We start from the raw sequence: 20502 nt of genomic DNA on the forward strand, positions 1-20502 counted from the left end.
TGTTACCTTGAGGTCCCTGAGGTCCAGTAGGTCCGGTAACTCCTATACCAGTAGCACCCGTGTTACCTTGAGGCCCAGTGGCACCGGTAGCGCCCGTAGCACCCGTGTTACCTCGAGGCCCAGTGGCACCGGTAGCGCCCGTGTTACCTCGAGGCCCAGTGGCACCGGTAGCGCCAGTAGCGCCCGTGTTACCTCGAGGCCCAGTGGCACCGGTAGCGCCAGTAGCGCCCGTGTTACCTTGAGGTCCAGTGGCACCAGTAGCGCCCGTGTTACCTTGAGGTCCAGTAGCGCCAGTAGCGCCCGTGTTACCTCGAGGCCCAGTGGCACCAGTAGCGCCCGTGTTACCTTGAGGTCCAGTGGCACCAGTAGCGCCCGTGTTACCTCGAGGTCCAGTGGCACCGGTAGCGCCAGTAGCGCCCGTGTTACCTTGAGGTCCAGTAGCGCCAGTAGCGCCCGTGTTACCTTGAGGTCCAGTAGCGCCAGTAGCGCCCGTGTTACCTCGAGGTCCAGTGGCACCGGTAGCGCCAGTAGCGCCCGTGTTACCTCGAGGTCCAGTAGCGCCGGTAGCGCCCGTGTTACCTCGAGGCCCAGTAGCGCCGGTAGCGCCCGTGTTACCTCGAGGCCCAGTGGCACCAGTAGCGCCTGCTGGTCCAGTAGGTCCGGTAGGTCCTTGAATGAACGAAGCAGAATTAACTAGAGCAGTTTGTAATGCTGCTATTAATTTAAGGAGCTCTTGAAGTGTGCAAGGGTCAATTCGGAATAATTTTGTAATGTATAGTAAATAGTTAATGAGATTTTGAAGCTCAATAAATACAGCGCTTGCTACAAAGGTTGGATTTCTTAATATAGTTATTAAGTTTTTAATAATAGCTAACCCTTGTGCTTTCAGGGAGGAAGTAGCGTCTAGTGAACAAATAAATTTACTCAGTAGGTTCAATGTATCGATTAAGTCTTCAATATTTTGGGGAGATGGATTTGCGAAAAGTTTTGGGATTATTTTTGTTAAATCAATAATAATCGCACGAAATGTTCTAAGTTGAGCTTTAGTAATTGGGATTGATGGAGTATTCGGGATTCGTCCGGCGCTACTTGGAAAGCATGGTTTGGAGAATTTGTTTTGATTGTCGTTATAACGAGACATTAAATCTCTCCTTTCTCACGAAAATGTGAACGAAACTCATCATAGTAGATGCAGAAATTAGTTAAATGGTCATAGTAAAATCGTTTGTTTAAAGAAAAAATAGAAAAAACGCCTTACAATAAGGCGTTTTTTCTATTTTCTGCGTATTGATAATATCGCTTTAAGGAAATTTTTGATTTGAATCCAGCGAGTTTTATAATTTCTGATTCAGGAGTTTCTTTTTTTATTAAGTTTAAAATATAGGTGTTACGAAAATGTTGTCCGGAAATTCCTTTACGTAAATTGGCTCTAGCCACTTCGAGGCGAATCATTTTTTGTATAGCAATTTCCGTTAATGCCTTTGGTGCATCATTTTCATATACCCACCTGTATGTTCCACGGTTAAAATCGAATGCGACAAATAATGGATCATCACTATGGTATTTAGGACGAACTGGTTCTGGGATGCTTTTGTAATAATTATATAGTTGTTTTTTGTCTTCTTTTGCTAATGTAATTGTTCTTTCTACACCTGCGGTTGCTGGGATTGATAATGTATTAGTTTCAAAGTGAACGTGATGCATTGTTAATGCTGTAAGTTCCTGTAAGGATAAACCGTAGTCAATCAATAGATTTAAAATAGCAATATTGCGATCCGTTAATAAAGGGCGCACAGGAAGTTGTTTTTCTGAAAGTCCTTCTAATGAAGTGACTATATACTTTAACCTTTTTTCTTCATCAGGTGAAATGAAATCTTCGTTACGAAGTGTACGGTCTGGTTGAATAGATATTTCCATATTCTTCAATGGATTAGGAATGTTTAGAAAATGATGCATTCTATTTAGTACAATAAATACACGATGCATCGTTTTTTCTGAGTAATGTCGATTCGTTTTTAAATCGGAAAAGTAATCTTCGTAGTCTTTTGTACAAAGTGTAGCCCATATATTACTGGAAGGGAGCTTTTTGTTTTTTTCTAACCAATGTCCGAAGTCTTCAATGTCATAAACATAACGTTTAATAGTTGAGGGTTTTCGGCCTTTATTCAATAAAAAAATAGAAAAGGCTTGTATTGTATCATGGAATTCCGTTGTCTCCATAGTCCCACCACCTTAATTATTTCTTATATTATAGCAAACTTTTCTGAAAATAGGCATTTACAAGGGGGACAGGAATAATAATATTTGGTGAGTGGATAAAATGAGGTGATTGTATGGAACAATCGATGCGAAAGAAAAACAACAATCAAATTAATATTGTGTTAAACCATCGAAAGAAAATTTCTTTGCCAGCCGCAGAAAATAAAACGGTAATTTCAAATGAAACTGCAATTAAACATGAAATGCTGCAGAGAATTGAAGAAGAGATGGGGAAGCTTGTTGGGATGGAGGATATAAAAAAGATAATAAAAGAAATATATGCTTGGATTTATGTGAATAAAAAAAGACAAGAAAAGGGATTGAAGTCAGAGAAGCAAGTACTTCATATGCTGTTTAAAGGGAATCCAGGTACAGGGAAGACAACTGTTGCTAGAATGATAGGAAAATTGCTGTTTGAGATGAATATTCTATCGAAAGGTCACTTGGTTGAAGCTGAACGTGCTGATCTTGTAGGAGAGTACATCGGCCATACAGCCCAAAAAACAAGAGATTTAATAAAAAAAGCAATGGGAGGTATTTTGTTTATTGATGAGGCGTATTCTTTAGCTCGAGGAGGAGAGAAGGACTTTGGAAAAGAAGCAATTGATACGCTTGTAAAACATATGGAAGATAAACAACATGGTTTTGTATTGATTTTAGCTGGATATTCAAGAGAGATGAATCACTTTCTTTCATTAAATCCAGGGCTTCAATCTCGTTTTCCATTTATTATTGAGTTTGCGGATTACTCGGTAAATCAGCTATTGGAAATTGGGAAGAGAATGTATGAAGATCGTGAATATCAGTTATCAAAAGAAGCTGAATGGAAATTTAGGGATCATTTACATGCGGTGAAGTATTCGTCGCAAATTACATCGTTTAGTAATGGGCGATATGTACGGAATATTGTTGAAAAATCAATTCGTACACAGGCGATGCGGTTGTTGCAAGAAGATGCGTATGATAAAAATGATTTAATTGGAATATCGAGTATGGATTTGATGCTCGAAGAGGAGACGCACAGTACATAAACTGTGCGTCAATTTTTGTGTATAAGTTCGTTTACTCTTTTTTTGCTTTTTCTTGGTGTGTTTTATGGAAGTGTTCCATTTTAGCGCTCTTTTCGTGTGCTGAATTAGGATCGTGTCCAAATTGATTTACTGAGCTTTTTTGAGCTCCTTTATTAACGTGGTTTGTCATTTGTATTCACCTCACTTTAAAAATTAGTATAAACATTATATAAAGAAAAAATCGTTAGAAAAGAAAAACCTCTTTACGATATGTAAAGAGGTTAGATTGCTATTTATGCATTGAACGTTCTTTCGTTTCGATACGTCTGTGCGGTAAATGCCATTTGTAATGAATAGAAACCATGCGGAAGCAAACAATTAAAATGAATAGAATGTAAAGAGCCCAATCGCTAACAATAATTTGAGCTCCAATTAAGAAACCTGCTAAAATTGTCCAAAAGGCATATACTTCAGCTCGAAGAACGAGAGGTTTTCTGCGGGCTAAAAGATCGCGAATGATACCGCCGCCGATACCAGTTAAAACAGCTGCTACAATTGTGGCGCTAATTGGTAAATTTAATTTTTGGGCATATAATGCTCCTTGTACAGCAAATGCCGATAAGCCGATAGCGTCAGTGATATTTTCCCACTTTTTCCAATGTCTAATTAACTTATTTGGAAAAAGAAAAATAATAGTCATTGATAAAAGTGCGATTTGGAATAACATGTCTTGTTGCCAAAACGCGACAATCGGATAACCGATTAATAAATTACGAAGGGCACCTCCCCCAAATGCGGTTGCCATTCCTAAAATATACACCCCGAAAATATCATAATCCTCTTCCATTGCAACAATGGCTCCGCTTAGTGCGAAAGCGATTGTGCCTATGATGCTAAAAATCTCCCATGCCATGAATTTTCTCCCCCGCTAACTAGATGAAATGTGCTTCCTCTGCTATTATATTAGAAGGTTTAAATTTCGAAAAGGATGAGTGAACATATTTGATGGAAGAAAAAGAAAAAGTCATATTAGTAGGCTGTCAATTGCCACAAGATGATGATGAAAAATTTATGCATTCCATGAAAGAGCTTGCATCACTAGCGAAGACTGCACGAGCAGAATTGTTAGTGTCAACAACGCAAAAACGACCAAAGTTTCATCCGGCAACTTACATAGGTAAAGGGAAATTAGAAGAGCTTACAATGTTAACTGAAGAGTTAGAGCCGGATGTTATTGTATTTAATAATGAATTAACGCCGAGTCAAATTCGGAATTTATCCTCAGTATTAGATGCAAGAGTAATTGATCGAACGCAACTAATACTGGATATTTTTGCGCAACGTGCGAAGTCGAGGGAAGGTAAGCTTCAAGTAGAATTAGCTCAGTTGCAATATACAATGCCGCGTCTTATGGGGCAAGGATTGTCCTTATCGCGTCTTGGTGGTGGTATTGGAACAAGAGGACCGGGTGAGACGAAATTAGAGACGGATCGTCGTCATATTCGATCGCGTATTGATGAAATAAAGAAACAACTTGCAGTTGTTGTGGAACATCGAAAAAGATATCGTGAGAGAAGAAAAGATAATAAAGTATTTCAAGTGTCATTAATAGGGTATACAAATGCAGGGAAATCGACACTGTTTAATAGATTAACGGAAGCTGATACGTTTGAAGAAAACCTTCTGTTTGCAACATTAGACCCAACGACAAGGAAGATGCCGTTACCTTCTGGTTATACAGTATTACTAACTGATACTGTTGGTTTTATACAAGATTTACCTACTTCATTAATCGCTGCTTTTCGTTCAACACTGGAAGAAGCGGGGGAAGCAGATGTCATTTTACATGTAGTTGATTCCGCGGATCCTAACTACATAGGGCATGAAAAAACAGTAAAAAGATTATTATCAGAACTTGAAATTAACCATATTCCTGTTATTACGTTATATAATAAAAAAGATGAATTACATCAAAACTTTATTCCGTTTCCGAAAAGTGATTTCTTAATGACTAGTGCTTTTGAAGAAAGTGATTTATTGCGTATAAAAGAAGCGATAGAAACGAAGATGAAGAAAGAAATGGATCGTTATCGAGTGGAAATCCCTCCGAGTGAAGGTAAGTTGTTAACGCTTTTAAAGACGGAAACTCTATTAGCAAAGATGGAGTTTCTAGAAGATAAATTTGTATATGATTGTGCAGGGTATATTTTTACTCATTCATCGCTTAATGTGCAATTAAAGAGATTTTTAGTGGAAGAAGGAGAAAATAAAAATGTTTGATCGTTTGAAAAATGGAGAAAAAATTGCTCCAATCGTAAAAGAAGTAGAGAGTCAGATTACAGAAGTACATAAACGTGCGGATGAAGTAATTGAAAGCAATCAGTTTCGTGTATTAGAAAGTTTTCGTAAACATAAAATTAGTGACTCGCATTTTATCCCGACAACAGGTTATGGTTATGATGATATTGGCCGTGATACGTTAGAAAAAGTGTATGCTGATGTATTTGGGGCGGAAGCTGGACTTGTTCGTCCGCAAATTATTTCAGGTACTCACGCTATCTCTACAGCGTTATTTGGTATTTTACGCCCGGGAGATGAGTTATTGTATATTACTGGGAAACCGTATGATACGTTAGAGGAAATTGTTGGTGTGCGTGGGAAAGGTGTAGGTTCATTTAAAGAATATAATATAGGTTACAATGCAGTTCCGCTAACTGAAGCTGGGCTTGTTGATTTTGAGGCTGTTGCAGCAGCGATTCATAATAATACGAAAATGATCGGTATTCAGCGCTCGAAAGGTTATGCTACTCGTCCATCGTTTACTATTTCTCAAATTAAAGAGATGATCGCGTTTGTTAAAGAAATTAAACCTGATGTTGTTGTGTTTGTAGATAACTGTTATGGCGAGTTTATTGAAGAGCAAGAGCCATGTCATGTTGGTGCAGATTTAATGGCGGGTTCGCTTATTAAAAACCCGGGCGGTGGAATTGTTAAAACTGGTGGTTATATTGTCGGGAAAGAACAGTATGTTGAAGCGTGTGCATATCGTTTAACATCTCCGGGAATTGGCGCGGAAGCTGGAGCGTCTTTATACAGTCTGCAAGAAATGTATCAAGGGTTCTTCTTAGCGCCACATGTTGCAGGACAAGCGCTGAAAGGTGCAATTTTTACAGCTGCGTTTTTAGAAAAGTTAGGAATGAACACGTCACCAGCGTGGAATGCACCAAGAACAGACTTAATTCAATCTGTTCAATTTGATGATAAAGACCGTATGATTGCCTTCTGCCAAGCGATTCAATATGCATCTCCAATTAATTCGCATTTTACTCCGTATGCAAACTATATGCCAGGCTATGAAGATGATGTAATTATGGCTGCGGGAACATTTATTCAAGGTGCAAGTATTGAATTGTCTGCTGATGGTCCAATTCGTCCGCCTTATGTTGCTTACGTCCAAGGTGGGTTAACTTATTCACATGTGAAGATTGCGATTTGTTCTGCAATTGATGCATTAATTGAAAAAGAATTATTAACAATTTCTTAAGGGAAGCTGTCGATTTCGGCAGCTTTTTTCGTATAAAAGTAATGATTTATGCGATTAGAAAAAAGAATGAAAAAATTCATAAAAAAAATTATAAAAAATCATGTAAGAAAAGCTAACATCTATTGACACTAAACATAACATAGTATAAAATGAGAAGCAGTTAAGGCGAAGGAGGAACTGAAAAATGAAAGAAGATAGACGTTCTGCCCCGCTGTTTCCTATTGGTATTGTTATGGATTTAACACAATTGTCTGCACGTCAAATTCGCTACTATGAAGAGCATAATCTTGTTTCTCCAACCCGTACAAAGGGGAATCGTAGATTATTTTCATTTAACGATGTAGATAAGTTGTTAGAAATTAAAGATTTGTTAGATCAAGGCTTGAATATGGCTGGTATTAAACAAGTGTTACTAATGAAAGAAAATCAAACAGAAGCAGTGAAAGTAAAAGAAGAAACGAAAGAAATTTCAAAAACTGAGCTTCGCAAAATACTTCGAGATGAACTACAACATACAGGTAGATTCAATCGAACTTCATTGCGACAAGGTGACATTTCAAGATTTTTTCACTAAAGATAACTGATTCTGAAGGCGATTAGAGGGACTAAGGAGGAATTTATAATGTCTAGATACACAAAAGAAGATATTTTCCGTTTGGCGAAAGAAGAGAATGTAAAGTATATCCGTTTACAATTTACGGACCTTTTAGGGGTAATTAAAAACGTAGAGATTCCAGTGAGACAATTAACGAAAGCTCTTGATAACAAAATGATGTTTGATGGATCTTCGATTGAAGGTTTCGTACGTATTGAAGAATCTGATATGTATTTATATCCTGATTTAGACACTTGGGTAATTTTCCCTTGGACAGCTGAAAAAGGTAAAGTAGCTCGACTAATCTGTGATATTTACAATGCAGATGGCACTCCATTTGATGGAGACCCACGTAACAACTTAAAACGTGTGTTAAAAGAAATGGAAGCTTTAGGATTTTCAGACTTCAATCTTGGACCAGAGCCAGAATTCTTCCTATTTAAGGTTGATGAAAAAGGAAATCCAACATTAGAACTAAACGATAACGGTGGATACTTCGACCTTGCGCCGATGGATCTAGGGGAAAACTGTCGTCGTGATATCGTTCTTGAACTTGAAGAAATGGGATTTGAAATTGAAGCATCTCACCATGAGGTTGCTCCAGGGCAGCACGAAATTGACTTTAAATATGCAAATGCAATTCGCTCATGTGATGACATTCAAACATTCAAACTTGTTGTAAAAACAATTGCTCGTAAACATGGTTTACACGCAACGTTTATGCCAAAACCACTATACGGTGTGAACGGTTCAGGTATGCACTGTAACTTATCATTATTTAAAAATGGTGAGAACGTATTCTTTGATGCAAACGGTGACTTACAATTAAGTGATGATGCTCGTCACTTCATCGCAGGTATTTTAAAACATGCACCAGCATTTACAGCGATAGCAAACCCAACTGTAAACTCATACAAACGTCTAGTGCCTGGATATGAAGCGCCTTGTTACGTAGCATGGTCTGCACAAAACCGTAGTCCGTTAGTACGTATCCCTGCATCTCGTGGTATTAGTACACGCGTAGAAGTACGTAGTGTTGACCCAGCTGCAAACCCATATTTAGTAATGGCTACATTATTAGCTGCAGGTCTTGATGGAATTAAAAACAAATTAACTCCACCAGCAGCAGTAGATCGTAACATCTATGTAATGACAAAAGAAGAGCGCGAAGAAGCAGGTATCGTTGACTTACCAGCAACATTAGCGCAAGCATTAGTTACATTACAATCTAATGAAGTAGTATGCGGTGCACTAGGAGAACACTTACTTGAGCACTTCATCGAAGCGAAAGAGATTGAGTGGGATATATTTAGAACACAAGTTCACCAATGGGAACGCGATCAATATATGTCTCTATACTAAGAGGCTTGAACCCTTGATACAACTCGTATCAAGGGTTTTTTAATTCCCAATTATTACACTTTTATGTGGTTGCAAAATGAAAAAAGCCACATAAAAGCCACGAATTAATAACAAGTAGTGATATCATAGAAAAACATTATCAGATAAACGTAAGTTTTATATAATTTGTGAAATGAAAAAGCCTTGATACTACGGTATCAGGGCTTTTTTAGTGAAGTTATTGGATATATTAACTACTAGGTAATGGATTATTTTTGGTTATTTTGAATCATGTTACTAAGAAAATCTTTTCAAAAGAATTGATTTTATCTTTTTTTAAATCACTTGTGCTATAACTTAATAATTCTTTACTGCCTGTACAACGCGACCAATTATTTTTACATCTTCAGCTGAAAGGTCGTAAGTTTTTGGTTCGTGGATAGGGTCATTACTCAATGGTATTAAAGTAATGATGCTTCCGGATTTTGAAATCTTTTTCACGGTAGCATCATAACCATTGACTTTTACAACAGCAATTTGTCCGTTTTCAACATAAGGAGTTTCCTCTACTAAAACATAAGAACCATCAGGGAATTCGAGATTCATGCTAGTGCCTTTTACAGTAAGATAAAAATACTTTTTACGCTTGTTTAAAAATGTACTCAGCATGGGTAAATAGCCTTCAATATTTTCTTCGGCGAATATAGGTGTACCAGCTGCTACAGAACCAATGATAGGAATATGAATAATGTTTGATTGATCGTTTTGGATGGTTTCATAAATAGAAACTTCTTCTTTAACAGTATTGTCCTCTTGAGTTGCGAGTCTTTCTAAATCATCAGTAGTGATTCCTAATCCCTTACAAACTTTTATGACATTATCAACAGACGCTTTACCAATCCCTCTTGATAACATGGATTGCAGTGTTGTGGGGGGGAGACCTATTTTTTCGGCGAAGGCTCTTTTGCTATAGCCAGCTTCTTTTATTAAGCGTGTTACAACCTCTGCTTTTTTCATTACTTTCACCATCTTTCTTATTAAAATGTATACGATATTGCGTATTTCTGTATATATCATAACCTAACTAAAATTGTTAGTAAATAGAAATATATACGAAATTGAGTATTTAAATACGTTTTTTTGTTGACTAAATACGGAATTGAGTTTATATTTAAATGGAAATGAACGCAATATCGTACAAGGGGAACAGGTGGTGAGTCAATGTATCCGAATTTGCGTGCAGAGATGGCGAGAAAAAGAATTATGATTACACAAATTTCTTCGCATCTGAAACTTCGCCACGCAACAGTGAGCGACAAAATAAATGGTAAATTTCGTTTTTATTATGATGAAGCTTTTGAAATTAAGAAAACTTTTTTTCCAGAACATAGTTTGGAATATCTTTTTGAATTTGAAGAAAATGAAGCGAGTTGAAATCGGAGGAGATTTACTTAAAATGTAACGCTATAATCGAATTATTAAATGATGATTTAATAAGAGGGTTCATATCAAAGTATTTAATTTAAATTCCGATAACTAGTTAATTTGTAAAAAGAAAGTAACGAATTATGGGTAGTGCGAAATTATCTCAATGCAATAAAGATAGCCCAAAATTAGTAGTGAGGAGGAGATGAGGATGAGGCAATTAACTGACTCATCAGTACATAGTTCATTAGTATTTGAAGTTAATGGCAAAGTAGTAACGGATAGTTTGGTAATTGCGAAGATACTCAAAAAAAATCACTTGGACGTTTTGAAGGAAGTTCGAAAACAAATTGTATATGTAGGTGAAGAGTTTGGAGGAGAAAATTTTCACGAGTCCACTTATGTTAATTCAAAGAACAGGCGAATCTCTAAATATGATTTAACAGAAGAAGCATTCACGTTACTTGTTATGGGATATACCAGTAGAGAAGCGGTTGGAATGAAAATTAAATTTATGAAAGAGTTCAAACGAATGAAGCAGTATATACAAAATCAACAAAATGTGCCAAAGGATCCAATGGGGGTTTTAAAGTTAACATTTGCTGCGTTAGAAGGACATACTCAGGAGATACAAGAGATTAAGTCTGAGGTGAAGGGATTGCGAGAAAATATGCCGCTTTATGCTATCGAGTGTGAAGAAATAACAAGGGCTGTAAAAAGGTTAGGCGTTATATTATTGGGAGGTAAAAATTCAAATTCTTATCAGGATATCGGCCTTAGAAGGAAGTTATATAGAGACATTTACAGTCAGTTACATCGGGAATTTGGTGTGAATAGTTATAAAGCTATTAAGCGTCATCATTTGGATAGAGCAATACAAATTATTAATGAAGAATATTCAATTCCAACTGTTTTAAATGAAGAAATTACAGTTAAAAACTCACAAATAAATATGGCAGACATTCAGTAGGAGGAAAGAACATGCAAAGAAAGATTTTAGTGATTACTAGCAGTTTAGCAGGGTTACCAACTGTCAGTGAATTTAAAACAAAAGAAGATGCAAAAGAGCAGGTTAGAAAGCTTATTCAAAAAGGAATGAGTCAAAATGTGATTCGTATAACACAAGAAATTCCAATGAATATCGAAATTCAAGTGGATGTTGAATTTGAGGAATAAGAGAGGTTTAGAAGAAAATAGATATGGATAGCATGATTGTTTTGAATGAATGCATAAGAAAAGAATCCGTTGCAGCGGATTCTATAAGAAAAAATATCTCTAGATAAGTATAACATTGAATACCGTTTTTGAGAATTTATGAGGTGGCTAGTATGGGGATTATTCGAGTGAAAAAAGATAGTAATTATTCCGTTATAAATAATACTGGTTTAAAAGATGAAAGGTTGTCATGGAAAGCGAAGGGGATCTTAGCCTATGCGCTTACATTACCAGACGATTGGACTTTTCATATTAGCGAGTTAGCTCGACATGCTAAGGATGGAGAAGATTCACTCCGTACAGGTTTTAAGGAATTAAAAGAATTAGGTTATGTAAAACGTTATCCTGTTCGTGATGGGAATACGAAAAAAATTACAAGGTGGGATACGGAAATTTACGAAACGCCACAAAGGAACATGCCACAAGTGGAAAACCAAGATGTGGTAAAGCCATATGAGGAAAATCAGAAACTACTAAATACTAATAGACTAACTACTAATAAACGAAATACTAATCATTATGATGATATGGATAAATTAGAATCTCGTGTATTCATCAATGAGAGGGTTAAAGTAAGTTGTAACTTTATTAAGGGGATGGGCATTCCGTTAAGTGAAATTGCAATTGCAGAGTTGGGGGATTTTTGTAATTTGTTTAGTGATGAGTTAATTCAGCATGCAATTAATAAAGCCGTTGATGAGAATGCACCAAGATGGAACTACATTAAGGCTATATTGAGGAATTGGAAGGAGCAAGAAGTTAAAACATTAGTTGATGTGGCTACACTAGATAGACGTTTCGAAATGAGCAAGAAAAAGAAATATAACGGGACAGGTAGGAAGTATTCAAATAGAAAAGAGATTGTACCCGATTGGTTATATAAAGATGATGAATCAACAAATCCAGAAGGGGAAAGAAAAACCGTGCAGTCTATTGATGAAGAGCGTGAGAGATTACAAGAAGTGTTAAATAAATATAAGTCATAAGAAAAAATGTTAGGTGATTTTGTTATTTTAAAATATATTATGTTAATAAAATAATAATACAATTATATTCTTTAAAGATTCCCAATGCATAGTGAACAGTATTATAAAGGTAGTAGTGAATGTTTGGATCAAGTATGAACCATTTGTAATTTCATTTTCTTTCTTAAGGTTCTATGGGGACTGTTAGAAGTTTTTTCAAAAGGATTCAGGAATTAATTACGATATCGGAATTCTAAAGATGTAATGAACTTATCAATAGAGGGTCAAAAATGTTAGGAAAGGGTTGTGTTTATAAAATGAAAGATAATTTACAGGTAATAAAGATTGAAAAGGCTAATAAGCATATTCATTCTATTAAATTAGTATTAAGAGACTTTGTAAAAAGAATGGAAGTGGGTGAATCAGTAAGTGTTCGAATGGCTCAAAGATTATAAGAAGTTAGAAGAAGAAATTGCTTATTTAGAATACAACTTAGATAAATCAAAAGCCGAATTGAAGCGTTGGATTAGCGGTGATTTGCAAAATGTAAGATTAACCGCTGAATCGGAAGGGGCTAAGGTAGAAGGGCGTATTGAAGCAATTGAATATGAATTAGCTCATAAAATGAATGAAGAGTGTGATTTAAAGCTTTTGATTAATAAGTTTACAGGACTGGATCATCAAATACTTAAAATGAAATATGTTGATGGAATGACTTTAGAGCAAATTGCGTTTGAATTACATTATAGTACAGGCTATATACGCCGAAAACATGCTGAAATAAGGAAGATTGTCAAGTTTTTAGATGGATTTTAGTGTTACTTTTTTGTAGGATACATGCAGTGTACAGAAAGTATTGAAAAAGTGATTTATAGTAGTAATATAAGATTTCGACGAAAGGGCAACTATTTTTATGGTTGCTCTTTTTGTTGTGAAAGAAGGTGAGCAACATGTAGTGATTTTATAGATTAATTGGTATTTGGCTGATAGTCATATTTCGTAAAGTAGTACTTTTTTAGATGAAAATAATAGAAAAATAAGGAGATGTTTAGTAATGGATCAATTAGTCGCTTTAGCTACAACAGTGAATCTGCCGCAAAAGGTTTTGAGATGGAAGACAATGGTAGAAGAAGAATGTAATGCACAAGGTGTATCAGAGTTAGTGCCTTATGTTCTTGGAATTATTATGGTGGAGAGTGGTGGGGATTCTGAAACGACTCCCGATATTATGCAGTCAAGTGAATCCCAAGGGAGACCTGCGAATTCAATTAACAATCCGAAGGAATCCATTCACTACGGAGTAATGCATCTAAAAGGAGCGTTTGCAGATGCAAAGAATTACGGCATTACTGATTTAAGTGCTATTGTGCAATCGTATAATTTTGGACGTGCGTACATTCGATGGTTAGCAAATAATAATAAACAGCATTCATTATCTGTGGCGGACTTGTATTCTAAAACCGTCGTTGCACCATCTCTTGGTAATACAAATGGTACAATGGTTCGATATAGTCATCCTATCGCAGTGGCGTACAATGGCGGTTATCGATATAAAAATGGCGGGAATTTTTTCTACGCTGAAATTGTAAAACAATATGTAGATTTTACCGCAGGCGGTGTTCCGCAACCAGAAGGAATTGGGTTCGCAAAATCAATATACTGGGAAGGATATGGTATTAACTATTACGATGGACCACACGGTAACTATCTGGGGGACTTTACGACAGCAGCAGAAGTATTATACTGGGATGCGTACTGGGGAGAAGATAATGATGTTTGGTTAGATTTAGGTAGAAGTCGTTGGGTAAAGGCAGAGCATTATTATTGGAGACCCTTCAAAGCAATATCAAAATTCCCAGAAGGATATGAAGTAAGCTATTGTGATGGAATTGACGGTGCATACAAAGGCAGTATTAACTCAAAAAAACCTCTTACAGTATTCTTCCGTAAAGAAGGCTGGATCGATATTGGTGGGAATAGTTGGGCACCAGAGAAACACTTTGACATTGTAGATATTCGATAAAAAAACAGCTCTGTTAAGAGTTGTTTTTTTATCTTTAAACGGTGTTTTAGGCAAGAAAAGTTAGTTATATAGAATAATAGCTTTCGATATTTTTGACTAATTTCAGTGACATTTAACTTATGGTTACAAGATAGGTATTTTAATAGTAGATAACAATAGGGAAATGTTCTGTCTTGTTCATTTTAAGGTTGGAAAACCTACAATATATTTAAAAATAATAAATATAGAAATAGAAAGGAAGATTTATATGGCAACATTTATTTATCCAACAGATACAACGAGAGTAACGAGTGGTTTTAGGGGTGACAGACCAGATCATCATGGGATAGACCTTGCCGAAGCAGGCTATCATCCAATTTATGCAGCAGCAGGAGGGCAAGTTAGTCGTTCGTATTTTTCAACTAGTTACGGTGAGTGTATTATGATTGTCCATAATATTAATGGAGTTACATGGGAAACCGTATATGCTCATATGCGAAGTGGTTCTCGTACAGTTAAACAAGGTGATTATGTTACACAAGGACAAACAATCGGGGTTATGGGAGAAACAGGACAAGCCTATGGTCAGCATTTACATTTTGAAATGCATAAAGGCAGCTGGAATATGAATAAGAGTAATGCTGTGAATCCGTTAGACTACTTGGGAAAAGGTGGCATTGGTGGTACGCCGCAACCAGAGGGGATTGGGTTCGCAAAATCAATATACTGGGAAGGATATGGCATTAACTATTACGATGGACCACACGGTAACTATCTTGGGGACTTTACAACAGCAGCAGAAGTATTATATTGGGATGCGTACTGGGGAGAAGATAATGATGTATGGTTAGATTTAGGTAGAAGCCGTTGGGTAAAAGCAGAGCATTATTATTGGAGACCCTTCAAAGCAATATCAAAATTCCCAGAAGGATATGAAGTAAGCTATTGTGATGGAATTGACGGCGCATACAAAGGCAGTATTAACTCAAAAGAACCACTTACAGTATTCTTCCGTAAAGAAGGCTGGATTGATATTGGTGGGAATCGTTGGACACCAGAGAAACACTTTGACATTGTAGATATTCGATAAAAAAACAGCTCTGCTAAGAGTTGTTTTTTTAGTCTAAAATTTTTATAGGAGAAAGAAGGCGAATGGAAATGAAGAAAATTGCAGATTTATCTCATCACAATGGTTCAATAAATTGGGCGGCAGCTAGTAAAGAGCTTGAACTTGCTATTATACGTGTACAATATGGATCAAGGACAATTGATACACGTTATAAAGAGTATGTACAAGGTTGTAAAGAATATGGTGTCCCATTTGGGCACTATGCTTATGGATGTTATGTAAGTGTTCAGGATGCTATTGTAGAAGCAAATGATTTTATGGCGCGCGCTGATAAAGAAGCAAAATTTTTAGTATTAGATGTAGAAGATGATACCTTAGCAAGTTGTGGAGCGGCTAACTTAGCAAAAGCTTCGCAGGCATTTATTGATACGTGCCGTGCAGCAGGTTGGAAAGTGGGTCTATATGTATCACACCACATGTATACAAGCTATGGACTTAATACTGTGAATGCGGATTTCCTTTGGATTCCACGTTATGGAAATAAACCAGCTTATAGTTGTGATTTATGGCAGTATACAGAAACAGGTAGTCTTGCAGGCGTAACTGGTAATGTAGATTTAAATTATTTAAACAGTAAAAAATCTCTTGAATGGTTTACAGGTAAGGGTGGCGTTGTTGGTGCACCGCAACCAGAAGGGATTGGGTTCGCAAAATCAATATACTGGGAAGGATATGGCATTAACTATTACGATGGACCACACGGTAATTATCTGGGGGACTTTACGACAGCAGCAGAAGTATTATATTGGGATGCGTACTGGGGAGAAGATAATGATGTATGGTTAGATTTAGGTAGAAGCCGTTGGGTAAAAGCAGAGCATTATTATTGGAGAACTTTCAAAGCAATATCAAAATTCCCAGAAGGATATGAAGTAAGCTATTGTGATGGAATTAATGGCGCATACAAAGGCAGTATTAACTCAAAAGAACCACTTACAGTATTCTTCCGTAAAGAAGGCTGGATTGATATTGGTGGGAATCGTTGGGCACCAGAGAAACACTTTGACATTGTAGATATGCGATAAAAACTTCAGTAGTAACTGTTTTTGTATTCTATAAAGTTATGACATAAAAGATAGCTTTAGTAAGAATTATAAGACAGAGAGATAGCGATAAGGACATATTGGTGTTAAAAGATGATAAAAGATTAGAGTCACTCGAATGAGTAATTATTTAGATTAGAAAAGGAGTGAGAATAATAGAAGAGCAGATCTTAAATTCAATGATTCAACAAGGAGCATTCGCAGCTTTATTTGTGTGGATGCTGTTTACTACGCAAAAAAAGAATGAACAGCGTGAAGAACAATATCAAAAAGTTATTGAAAAAAATCAACAGGTCATTGAAGAACAAGCAAAAGCATTTAGTTCGTTGTCGAGAGATTTATCGGATGTTAAACAAAAAATCTTGGGAAACGGGGATGAGAAATAAAAATATAATATTAAATTATTTGTCGCGTATGCAGGTTTCCCAGTAAAAATTCGACTAATATATACTAATGAGAAAAAGCCCTAATACCGCTAAGTATTGGGGCTTTTTCTCATTAATCTATAGTGAATACGGTTATGTTTGATTCTTCAAGAGGAAAGAGTGAATGAATTCCAATATTAATGTAAATAAAATGAAACCTTGAATGATGTTTAGTGATAATACGTTCTTATTCAGGAGTTCGTTTATTCATTTTCTAAATTTAGGCAATAAATATAGCTTAGTACCTTGCAATAAACAATACCGAGTGGTATATTATGGATAAGATAGGTACTGTGCATTGAACAGTACTAAGATAGGAAAGGAGGATGGCACTTGAACGTTCAGTTTAAAAAAGGTGTGCTTGAACTTTGTGTATTAGCACTTGTAAAACGTAAAGATAGTTACGGTTATGAACTTGTTCAGCAAATTTCTAATAAATTTTTAATATCGGAAGGGTCAGTATACCCTTTATTACGTCGTTTGACGAAAGAAGGGTATTTTCAAACGTATTTAAAGGAATCTACGGAAGGGCCACCTCGTAAATATTATCAATTAACAGAGCAAGGGGAGACGCAATTTCATTTGTTAGTAACAGAATGGTGTGATTTTGCGAAAGGGGTACAAGAAATTATTGAAGGGGTGGAATGGGATGAGTAAAGAAGGGTTTCTTAAAGAATTATCAAGTTATCTTAGAAAGTTACCAGAGGCAGAGAGGCAAGATATTTTATTGGATTATGAAGAGCACTTTCAGTTTGGACTAGAAGAGGGGAAAACTGAATCAGAAATAATACAAGGCCTTGGTTCTCCGAAAGTAATAGCGAAAGAATTACTTGCGATGTATCGCTTCGATGAAATGAAAAAAAATCCATCGACTTCAAATGTGACAAGAGCTGTTATGGCAGCGATTGGACTTAGTTTGTTTAATTTTATTATTGTGTTAGGACCGTTAGTCGCAATTATTGCTTTTATATTTTCTTTTTGGATCGGTGGTATTGCTAGTGTAGTAACACCATTTTTCGTTATTGGAAAAGTATTTATGGGTACTTTTATATGGTTGGATCTTTTCGTTAGTATAACGTTTGTTGGAGTAGGTTTATTGTTATGTATTATCGCTTTTTATAGTACAAAGTGGTTTAAGAGATTGTGTGTACGATATGTAATATGGAACTTCAAAATGATAAAAGGAGAGTAAATGATGAAAAAACTATTTTTAATCGCTATTGCTTGTATCATTATTGGAGTAATAGGAATTTCCCAAACATATGAAAAAGCAGTACAAACTGCTAAAAAAGGCGATAAAGAAAATGTAATTAAAAACGAAACATTAAAAAATATAGAAGTTAAGTTAGATGCCGGGGATATTATTGTCCAAAAATCTCCTGACTCTTCTTTTTATATCAAGCAATCAGGAGATGTACGTAAACAAGAGATTCGTATCGCAGAAGATGGTGACACATTAAAAGTTATTGGGGAAAGAGAAAAAGGTGCTTCATTTGATTTTTCTTTTTACGATTTTAGGTTTCAAACGTCTAAATTGACTCTCCTTGTGCCCGAACGCTCTTACCAAGATGTAAAAGTAAATTCATCTGCTGGACAAATCGAAATGAGTGATGTGAAAAGTGATAGCGTAAGTGTTAGAACACTTGCTGGAGAAGTAGAGTTGAAACAAATAACGGCTAAGAATGTGGAGGGATCGACAAAAGCTGGTGAGGTGAATTTTAAGAAGGTATTAGGGAAAGTGACCGCAAAAACAACAAGTGGGGAAATAAATATTCAAGATCATGATTCTAAGTATAATCTAGAAGCAAGTTCAACTGCGGGAGATATAGATATTACTTTATCGGAAAAACCACAAGATGCGGTAATTACTGGGCAAAGTGCTGCCGGAGATGTAACAATTTTTAATGAAGAAAATAAAAACGTAACAATTGGAAATGGTAGTAAAAAGATTAGTGGTAAAACGGCTGCTGGAGATGTGACGATTAAAACTCGTTAATAAGAAATAGAATGCATGGAAATCTATCAAAATACAAAAAAGAAGATAATTACCGTATATAAATAAGGTAATTATCTTCTTTTTATTATTTTTTAATGTAAATCACGATATACGCCAATTACTTTCCCGATAACTGACACTTGTTTTAAAATGATAGGTTCTAATGAAGAATTTTCTGGTTGTAAACGGAAATGGTCTTTTTCTTTATAGAAACGTTTAACAGTTGCTTCATTATCTTCTGTTAAAGCGACTACAATTTCACCATTATATGCAGACTGTTGTTGGCGAACAACAACTAAATCTCCATCGAAAATACCAGCTTCAATCATACTATCTCCAGAAATACGTAACATGAACACTTGGTCTGCTCCAGCAACAATACTAGCTGGAAGTGGGAAATGTTCCTCTACGCTTTCGACCGCTGTAATTGGTAAACCAGCAGTAACTTTTCCGACAATTGGAACTTGAATAACAGATTGTGTTTCCGTATCCATTCGGTCTTCACCTAAAATTTCAATGGCACGTGGTTTTGTTGGATCGCGTCGAATGTATCCTTTTTCTTCTAATCGTGATAAATGTCCGTGCACTGTAGAACTAGAAGCGAGGCCGACTGCTTGACCAATTTCACGTACGGAAGGTGGATATCCTTTTTCTTGTACTTTTAGCTTAATAAAGTCGAGAATGTCTTGCTGGCGTTTCGTTAACTTTTCCATGTTTTCTAACACCTCGTTTTCTTTCATTTTTCTTATTAATAAGTATAACATGTGAAAAAACATTCTACAAACATAAGTTCGAACAAATGGCGGATTTATGTTACACTATAGGGAAATAATAGGGAGAAAGAGGGGTTCAAAATGAATGCAATTATTTATGCACGTGTGAGTACAACGAAAGAAGCGCAAGAAACATCATTATTACGTCAAAAAGATGAATTATTGCATTTAGCTGAGCGCTATCAAATGAATGTTACTAAGGTGATTGAAGAGCAGGCTAGTGGATATACAATTGAACGTGACGGTATATTAGAGGTGTTGGATACAATTCGAGACGAACAAATTGATGTGTTACTTATACAAGATGAAACGCGTCTTGGTAGAGGAAATGCGAAGATCGCGTTAATGCATTGTTTACATAAAGAAGGCATAAAAGTATATACGCATACACATAACGGTGAATTACAATTGTCGGATTCTGATTCGATGGTATTAGATATTATTGGTATTGTTGAAGAATATCAAAGAAAGATTCATAATATGAAAATTAAACGAGGTATGCAACGTGCAGTAGAAAAAGGTTATCGTCCAGAAAAAAATTTAAAAAATCGTCATTTAAGTGTAGGAAGAGAGAAAAAAGAAGTGCCAATTGAGGAAATTGTACGTTTGCGAAAAAGTGAACTCACGTTTGAAGAAATTGCAGCAACATTACGTGGATTTGGTCATAATGTTTCAAAGGCGACTGTACATCGTAGATATGTAGAGTATACGAAGCAATTGCTTGATAAAGAAGAGTAACTATTGTATGATAATAATCAGTTTTGATTAGAAGGGGGATTC

At 36.1% G+C, this 20502-nt stretch carries 25 protein-coding genes; 19 read left to right on the forward strand and 6 right to left on the reverse strand.

The genetic code is table 11. From position 1 onward, the window contains the following. Together ACK1U5_RS00010 and ACK1U5_RS00015 are read right to left on the reverse strand one after the other, a co-directional pair. The coding region (locus tag ACK1U5_RS00010) for a collagen-like repeat preface domain-containing protein (RefSeq protein ID WP_448814827.1) at window positions 1-1141 on the reverse strand (1141 nt) is incomplete at its 3' end. Between the two features lie 113 nt (window positions 1142-1254). Beyond that, a complete protein-coding gene (locus ACK1U5_RS00015; protein ID WP_050309128.1) occupies window positions 1255-2220 on the reverse strand; it encodes a tyrosine-type recombinase/integrase in 966 nt (321 codons plus the stop codon). A 113-nt stretch (window positions 2221-2333) separates the two neighbouring features. On the opposite strand from ACK1U5_RS00015, the gene spoVK reads away from it, so the two are divergent. Further along, entirely contained in the window at window positions 2334-3290 is a 957-nt protein-coding gene (gene spoVK / locus ACK1U5_RS00020; protein ID WP_000438175.1) for a stage V sporulation protein K, read from the forward strand. 31 nt (window positions 3291-3321) lie between these two features. Here the strand turns inward: spoVK and ACK1U5_RS00025 are convergent, their stop codons facing one another. Then, window positions 3322-3459 carry a hypothetical protein gene (locus ACK1U5_RS00025; RefSeq protein WP_000181501.1) on the reverse strand — a complete coding sequence of 46 codons (138 nt, stop codon included), beginning with the start codon at window positions 3457-3459 and terminating at the stop codon, window positions 3322-3324. 99 nt (window positions 3460-3558) lie between these two features. Beyond that, window positions 3559-4182 carry a trimeric intracellular cation channel family protein gene (locus tag ACK1U5_RS00030; RefSeq protein WP_000312267.1) on the reverse strand — a complete coding sequence of 208 codons (624 nt, stop codon included), beginning with the start codon at window positions 4180-4182 and terminating at the stop codon, window positions 3559-3561. A 92-nt stretch (window positions 4183-4274) separates the two neighbouring features. Between ACK1U5_RS00030 and hflX the strand changes: the two genes are divergently transcribed. From hflX to glnA, 4 genes are all read left to right on the forward strand, one after another. Continuing rightward, entirely contained in the window at window positions 4275-5549 is a 1275-nt protein-coding gene (hflX, locus tag ACK1U5_RS00035; protein WP_000391395.1) for a GTPase HflX, read from the forward strand. Further along, on the forward strand, window positions 5542-6813 hold the full coding sequence (locus tag ACK1U5_RS00040; protein WP_000460289.1) for a methionine gamma-lyase family protein: 1272 nt from the start codon (window positions 5542-5544) through the stop codon (window positions 6811-6813). The genes hflX and ACK1U5_RS00040 overlap by 8 nt, the downstream gene beginning before the upstream one ends. Before the next feature lie 184 nt (window positions 6814-6997). Beyond that, window positions 6998-7387, forward strand: a complete 390-nt coding sequence (gene glnR, locus ACK1U5_RS00045) for a transcriptional repressor GlnR (protein ID WP_000656783.1) — start codon at window positions 6998-7000, stop codon at window positions 7385-7387. 48 nt (window positions 7388-7435) lie between these two features. Next, window positions 7436-8770: a type I glutamate--ammonia ligase gene (glnA, locus tag ACK1U5_RS00050; RefSeq protein ID WP_000092763.1), complete on the forward strand. Its 1335-nt coding sequence runs from the start codon at window positions 7436-7438 to the stop codon at window positions 8768-8770. A gap of 336 nt (window positions 8771-9106) precedes the next feature. Here glnA and ACK1U5_RS00055 read toward each other — a convergent pair whose 3' ends face one another. Next, entirely contained in the window at window positions 9107-9766 is a 660-nt protein-coding gene (locus tag ACK1U5_RS00055) for a LexA family protein (RefSeq protein WP_033683142.1), read from the reverse strand. A 204-nt stretch (window positions 9767-9970) separates the two neighbouring features. On the opposite strand from ACK1U5_RS00055, the gene ACK1U5_RS00060 reads away from it, so the two are divergent. The 13 genes from ACK1U5_RS00060 (at window position 9971) to ACK1U5_RS00120 (ending at window position 18949) form a co-directional block, all read left to right on the forward strand. Beyond that, a complete protein-coding gene (locus ACK1U5_RS00060; RefSeq protein ID WP_048567457.1) occupies window positions 9971-10183 on the forward strand; it encodes a hypothetical protein in 213 nt (70 codons plus the stop codon). A 202-nt stretch (window positions 10184-10385) separates the two neighbouring features. After that, window positions 10386-11144 (forward strand): ORF6C domain-containing protein, encoded by a 759-nt coding sequence (locus tag ACK1U5_RS00065; protein ID WP_069605451.1) that lies wholly within the window; start codon window positions 10386-10388, stop codon window positions 11142-11144. Window positions 11145-11155: 11 nt separating this feature from the next. Then, window positions 11156-11350 carry a hypothetical protein gene (locus ACK1U5_RS00070; protein ID WP_001189064.1) on the forward strand — a complete coding sequence of 65 codons (195 nt, stop codon included), beginning with the start codon at window positions 11156-11158 and terminating at the stop codon, window positions 11348-11350. Window positions 11351-11502: 152 nt separating this feature from the next. Next, a complete protein-coding gene (locus ACK1U5_RS00075) occupies window positions 11503-12375 on the forward strand; it encodes a DnaD domain protein (RefSeq protein ID WP_069605450.1) in 873 nt (290 codons plus the stop codon). Between the two features lie 269 nt (window positions 12376-12644). Beyond that, complete coding sequence (locus ACK1U5_RS00080) at window positions 12645-12809, forward strand: hypothetical protein (RefSeq protein ID WP_000900735.1); 165 nt, start codon at window positions 12645-12647, stop codon at window positions 12807-12809. Continuing rightward, on the forward strand, window positions 12784-13170 hold the full coding sequence (locus ACK1U5_RS00085) for a DUF1492 domain-containing protein (RefSeq protein ID WP_000464424.1): 387 nt from the start codon (window positions 12784-12786) through the stop codon (window positions 13168-13170). Before ACK1U5_RS00080 ends, ACK1U5_RS00085 begins: the two co-directional genes overlap by 26 nt. 238 nt (window positions 13171-13408) lie before the next feature. Beyond that, complete coding sequence (locus ACK1U5_RS00090; RefSeq protein ID WP_030027273.1) at window positions 13409-14377, forward strand: lysozyme family protein; 969 nt, start codon at window positions 13409-13411, stop codon at window positions 14375-14377. Window positions 14378-14624: 247 nt separating this feature from the next. After that, window positions 14625-15446, forward strand: coding sequence for a M23 family metallopeptidase (locus tag ACK1U5_RS00095; protein ID WP_030027267.1), 822 nt, complete (start codon window positions 14625-14627; stop codon window positions 15444-15446). Between the two features lie 68 nt (window positions 15447-15514). After that, a complete protein-coding gene (locus ACK1U5_RS00100) occupies window positions 15515-16510 on the forward strand; it encodes a GH25 family lysozyme (protein ID WP_030027266.1) in 996 nt (331 codons plus the stop codon). A 173-nt stretch (window positions 16511-16683) separates the two neighbouring features. Continuing rightward, entirely contained in the window at window positions 16684-16914 is a 231-nt protein-coding gene (locus ACK1U5_RS00105; RefSeq protein WP_030027264.1) for a BhlA/UviB family holin-like peptide, read from the forward strand. Between the two features lie 372 nt (window positions 16915-17286). After that, window positions 17287-17610 (forward strand): PadR family transcriptional regulator, encoded by a 324-nt coding sequence (locus ACK1U5_RS00110; protein ID WP_001102627.1) that lies wholly within the window; start codon window positions 17287-17289, stop codon window positions 17608-17610. Then, window positions 17603-18145, forward strand: a complete 543-nt coding sequence (locus ACK1U5_RS00115) for a DUF1700 domain-containing protein (RefSeq protein ID WP_048567461.1) — start codon at window positions 17603-17605, stop codon at window positions 18143-18145. Before ACK1U5_RS00110 ends, ACK1U5_RS00115 begins: the two co-directional genes overlap by 8 nt. Then, the gene (locus ACK1U5_RS00120; RefSeq protein ID WP_000976240.1) at window positions 18146-18949 is read left to right on the forward strand and encodes a DUF4097 family beta strand repeat-containing protein; all 804 of its coding nucleotides are present in this window, start codon (window positions 18146-18148) and stop codon (window positions 18947-18949) included. 92 nt (window positions 18950-19041) lie between these two features. Here the strand turns inward: ACK1U5_RS00120 and lexA are convergent, their stop codons facing one another. Continuing rightward, window positions 19042-19662, reverse strand: coding sequence for a transcriptional repressor LexA (gene lexA, locus ACK1U5_RS00125; protein ID WP_000413738.1), 621 nt, complete (start codon window positions 19660-19662; stop codon window positions 19042-19044). Between the two features lie 141 nt (window positions 19663-19803). On the opposite strand from lexA, the gene ACK1U5_RS00130 reads away from it, so the two are divergent. Then, on the forward strand, window positions 19804-20460 hold the full coding sequence (locus ACK1U5_RS00130) for a YneB family resolvase-like protein (RefSeq protein ID WP_000991472.1): 657 nt from the start codon (window positions 19804-19806) through the stop codon (window positions 20458-20460). Window positions 20461-20502: the final 42 nt, after the last annotated feature.

The sequence above is a fragment of the Bacillus sp. XB1 genome (assembly GCF_053557995.1).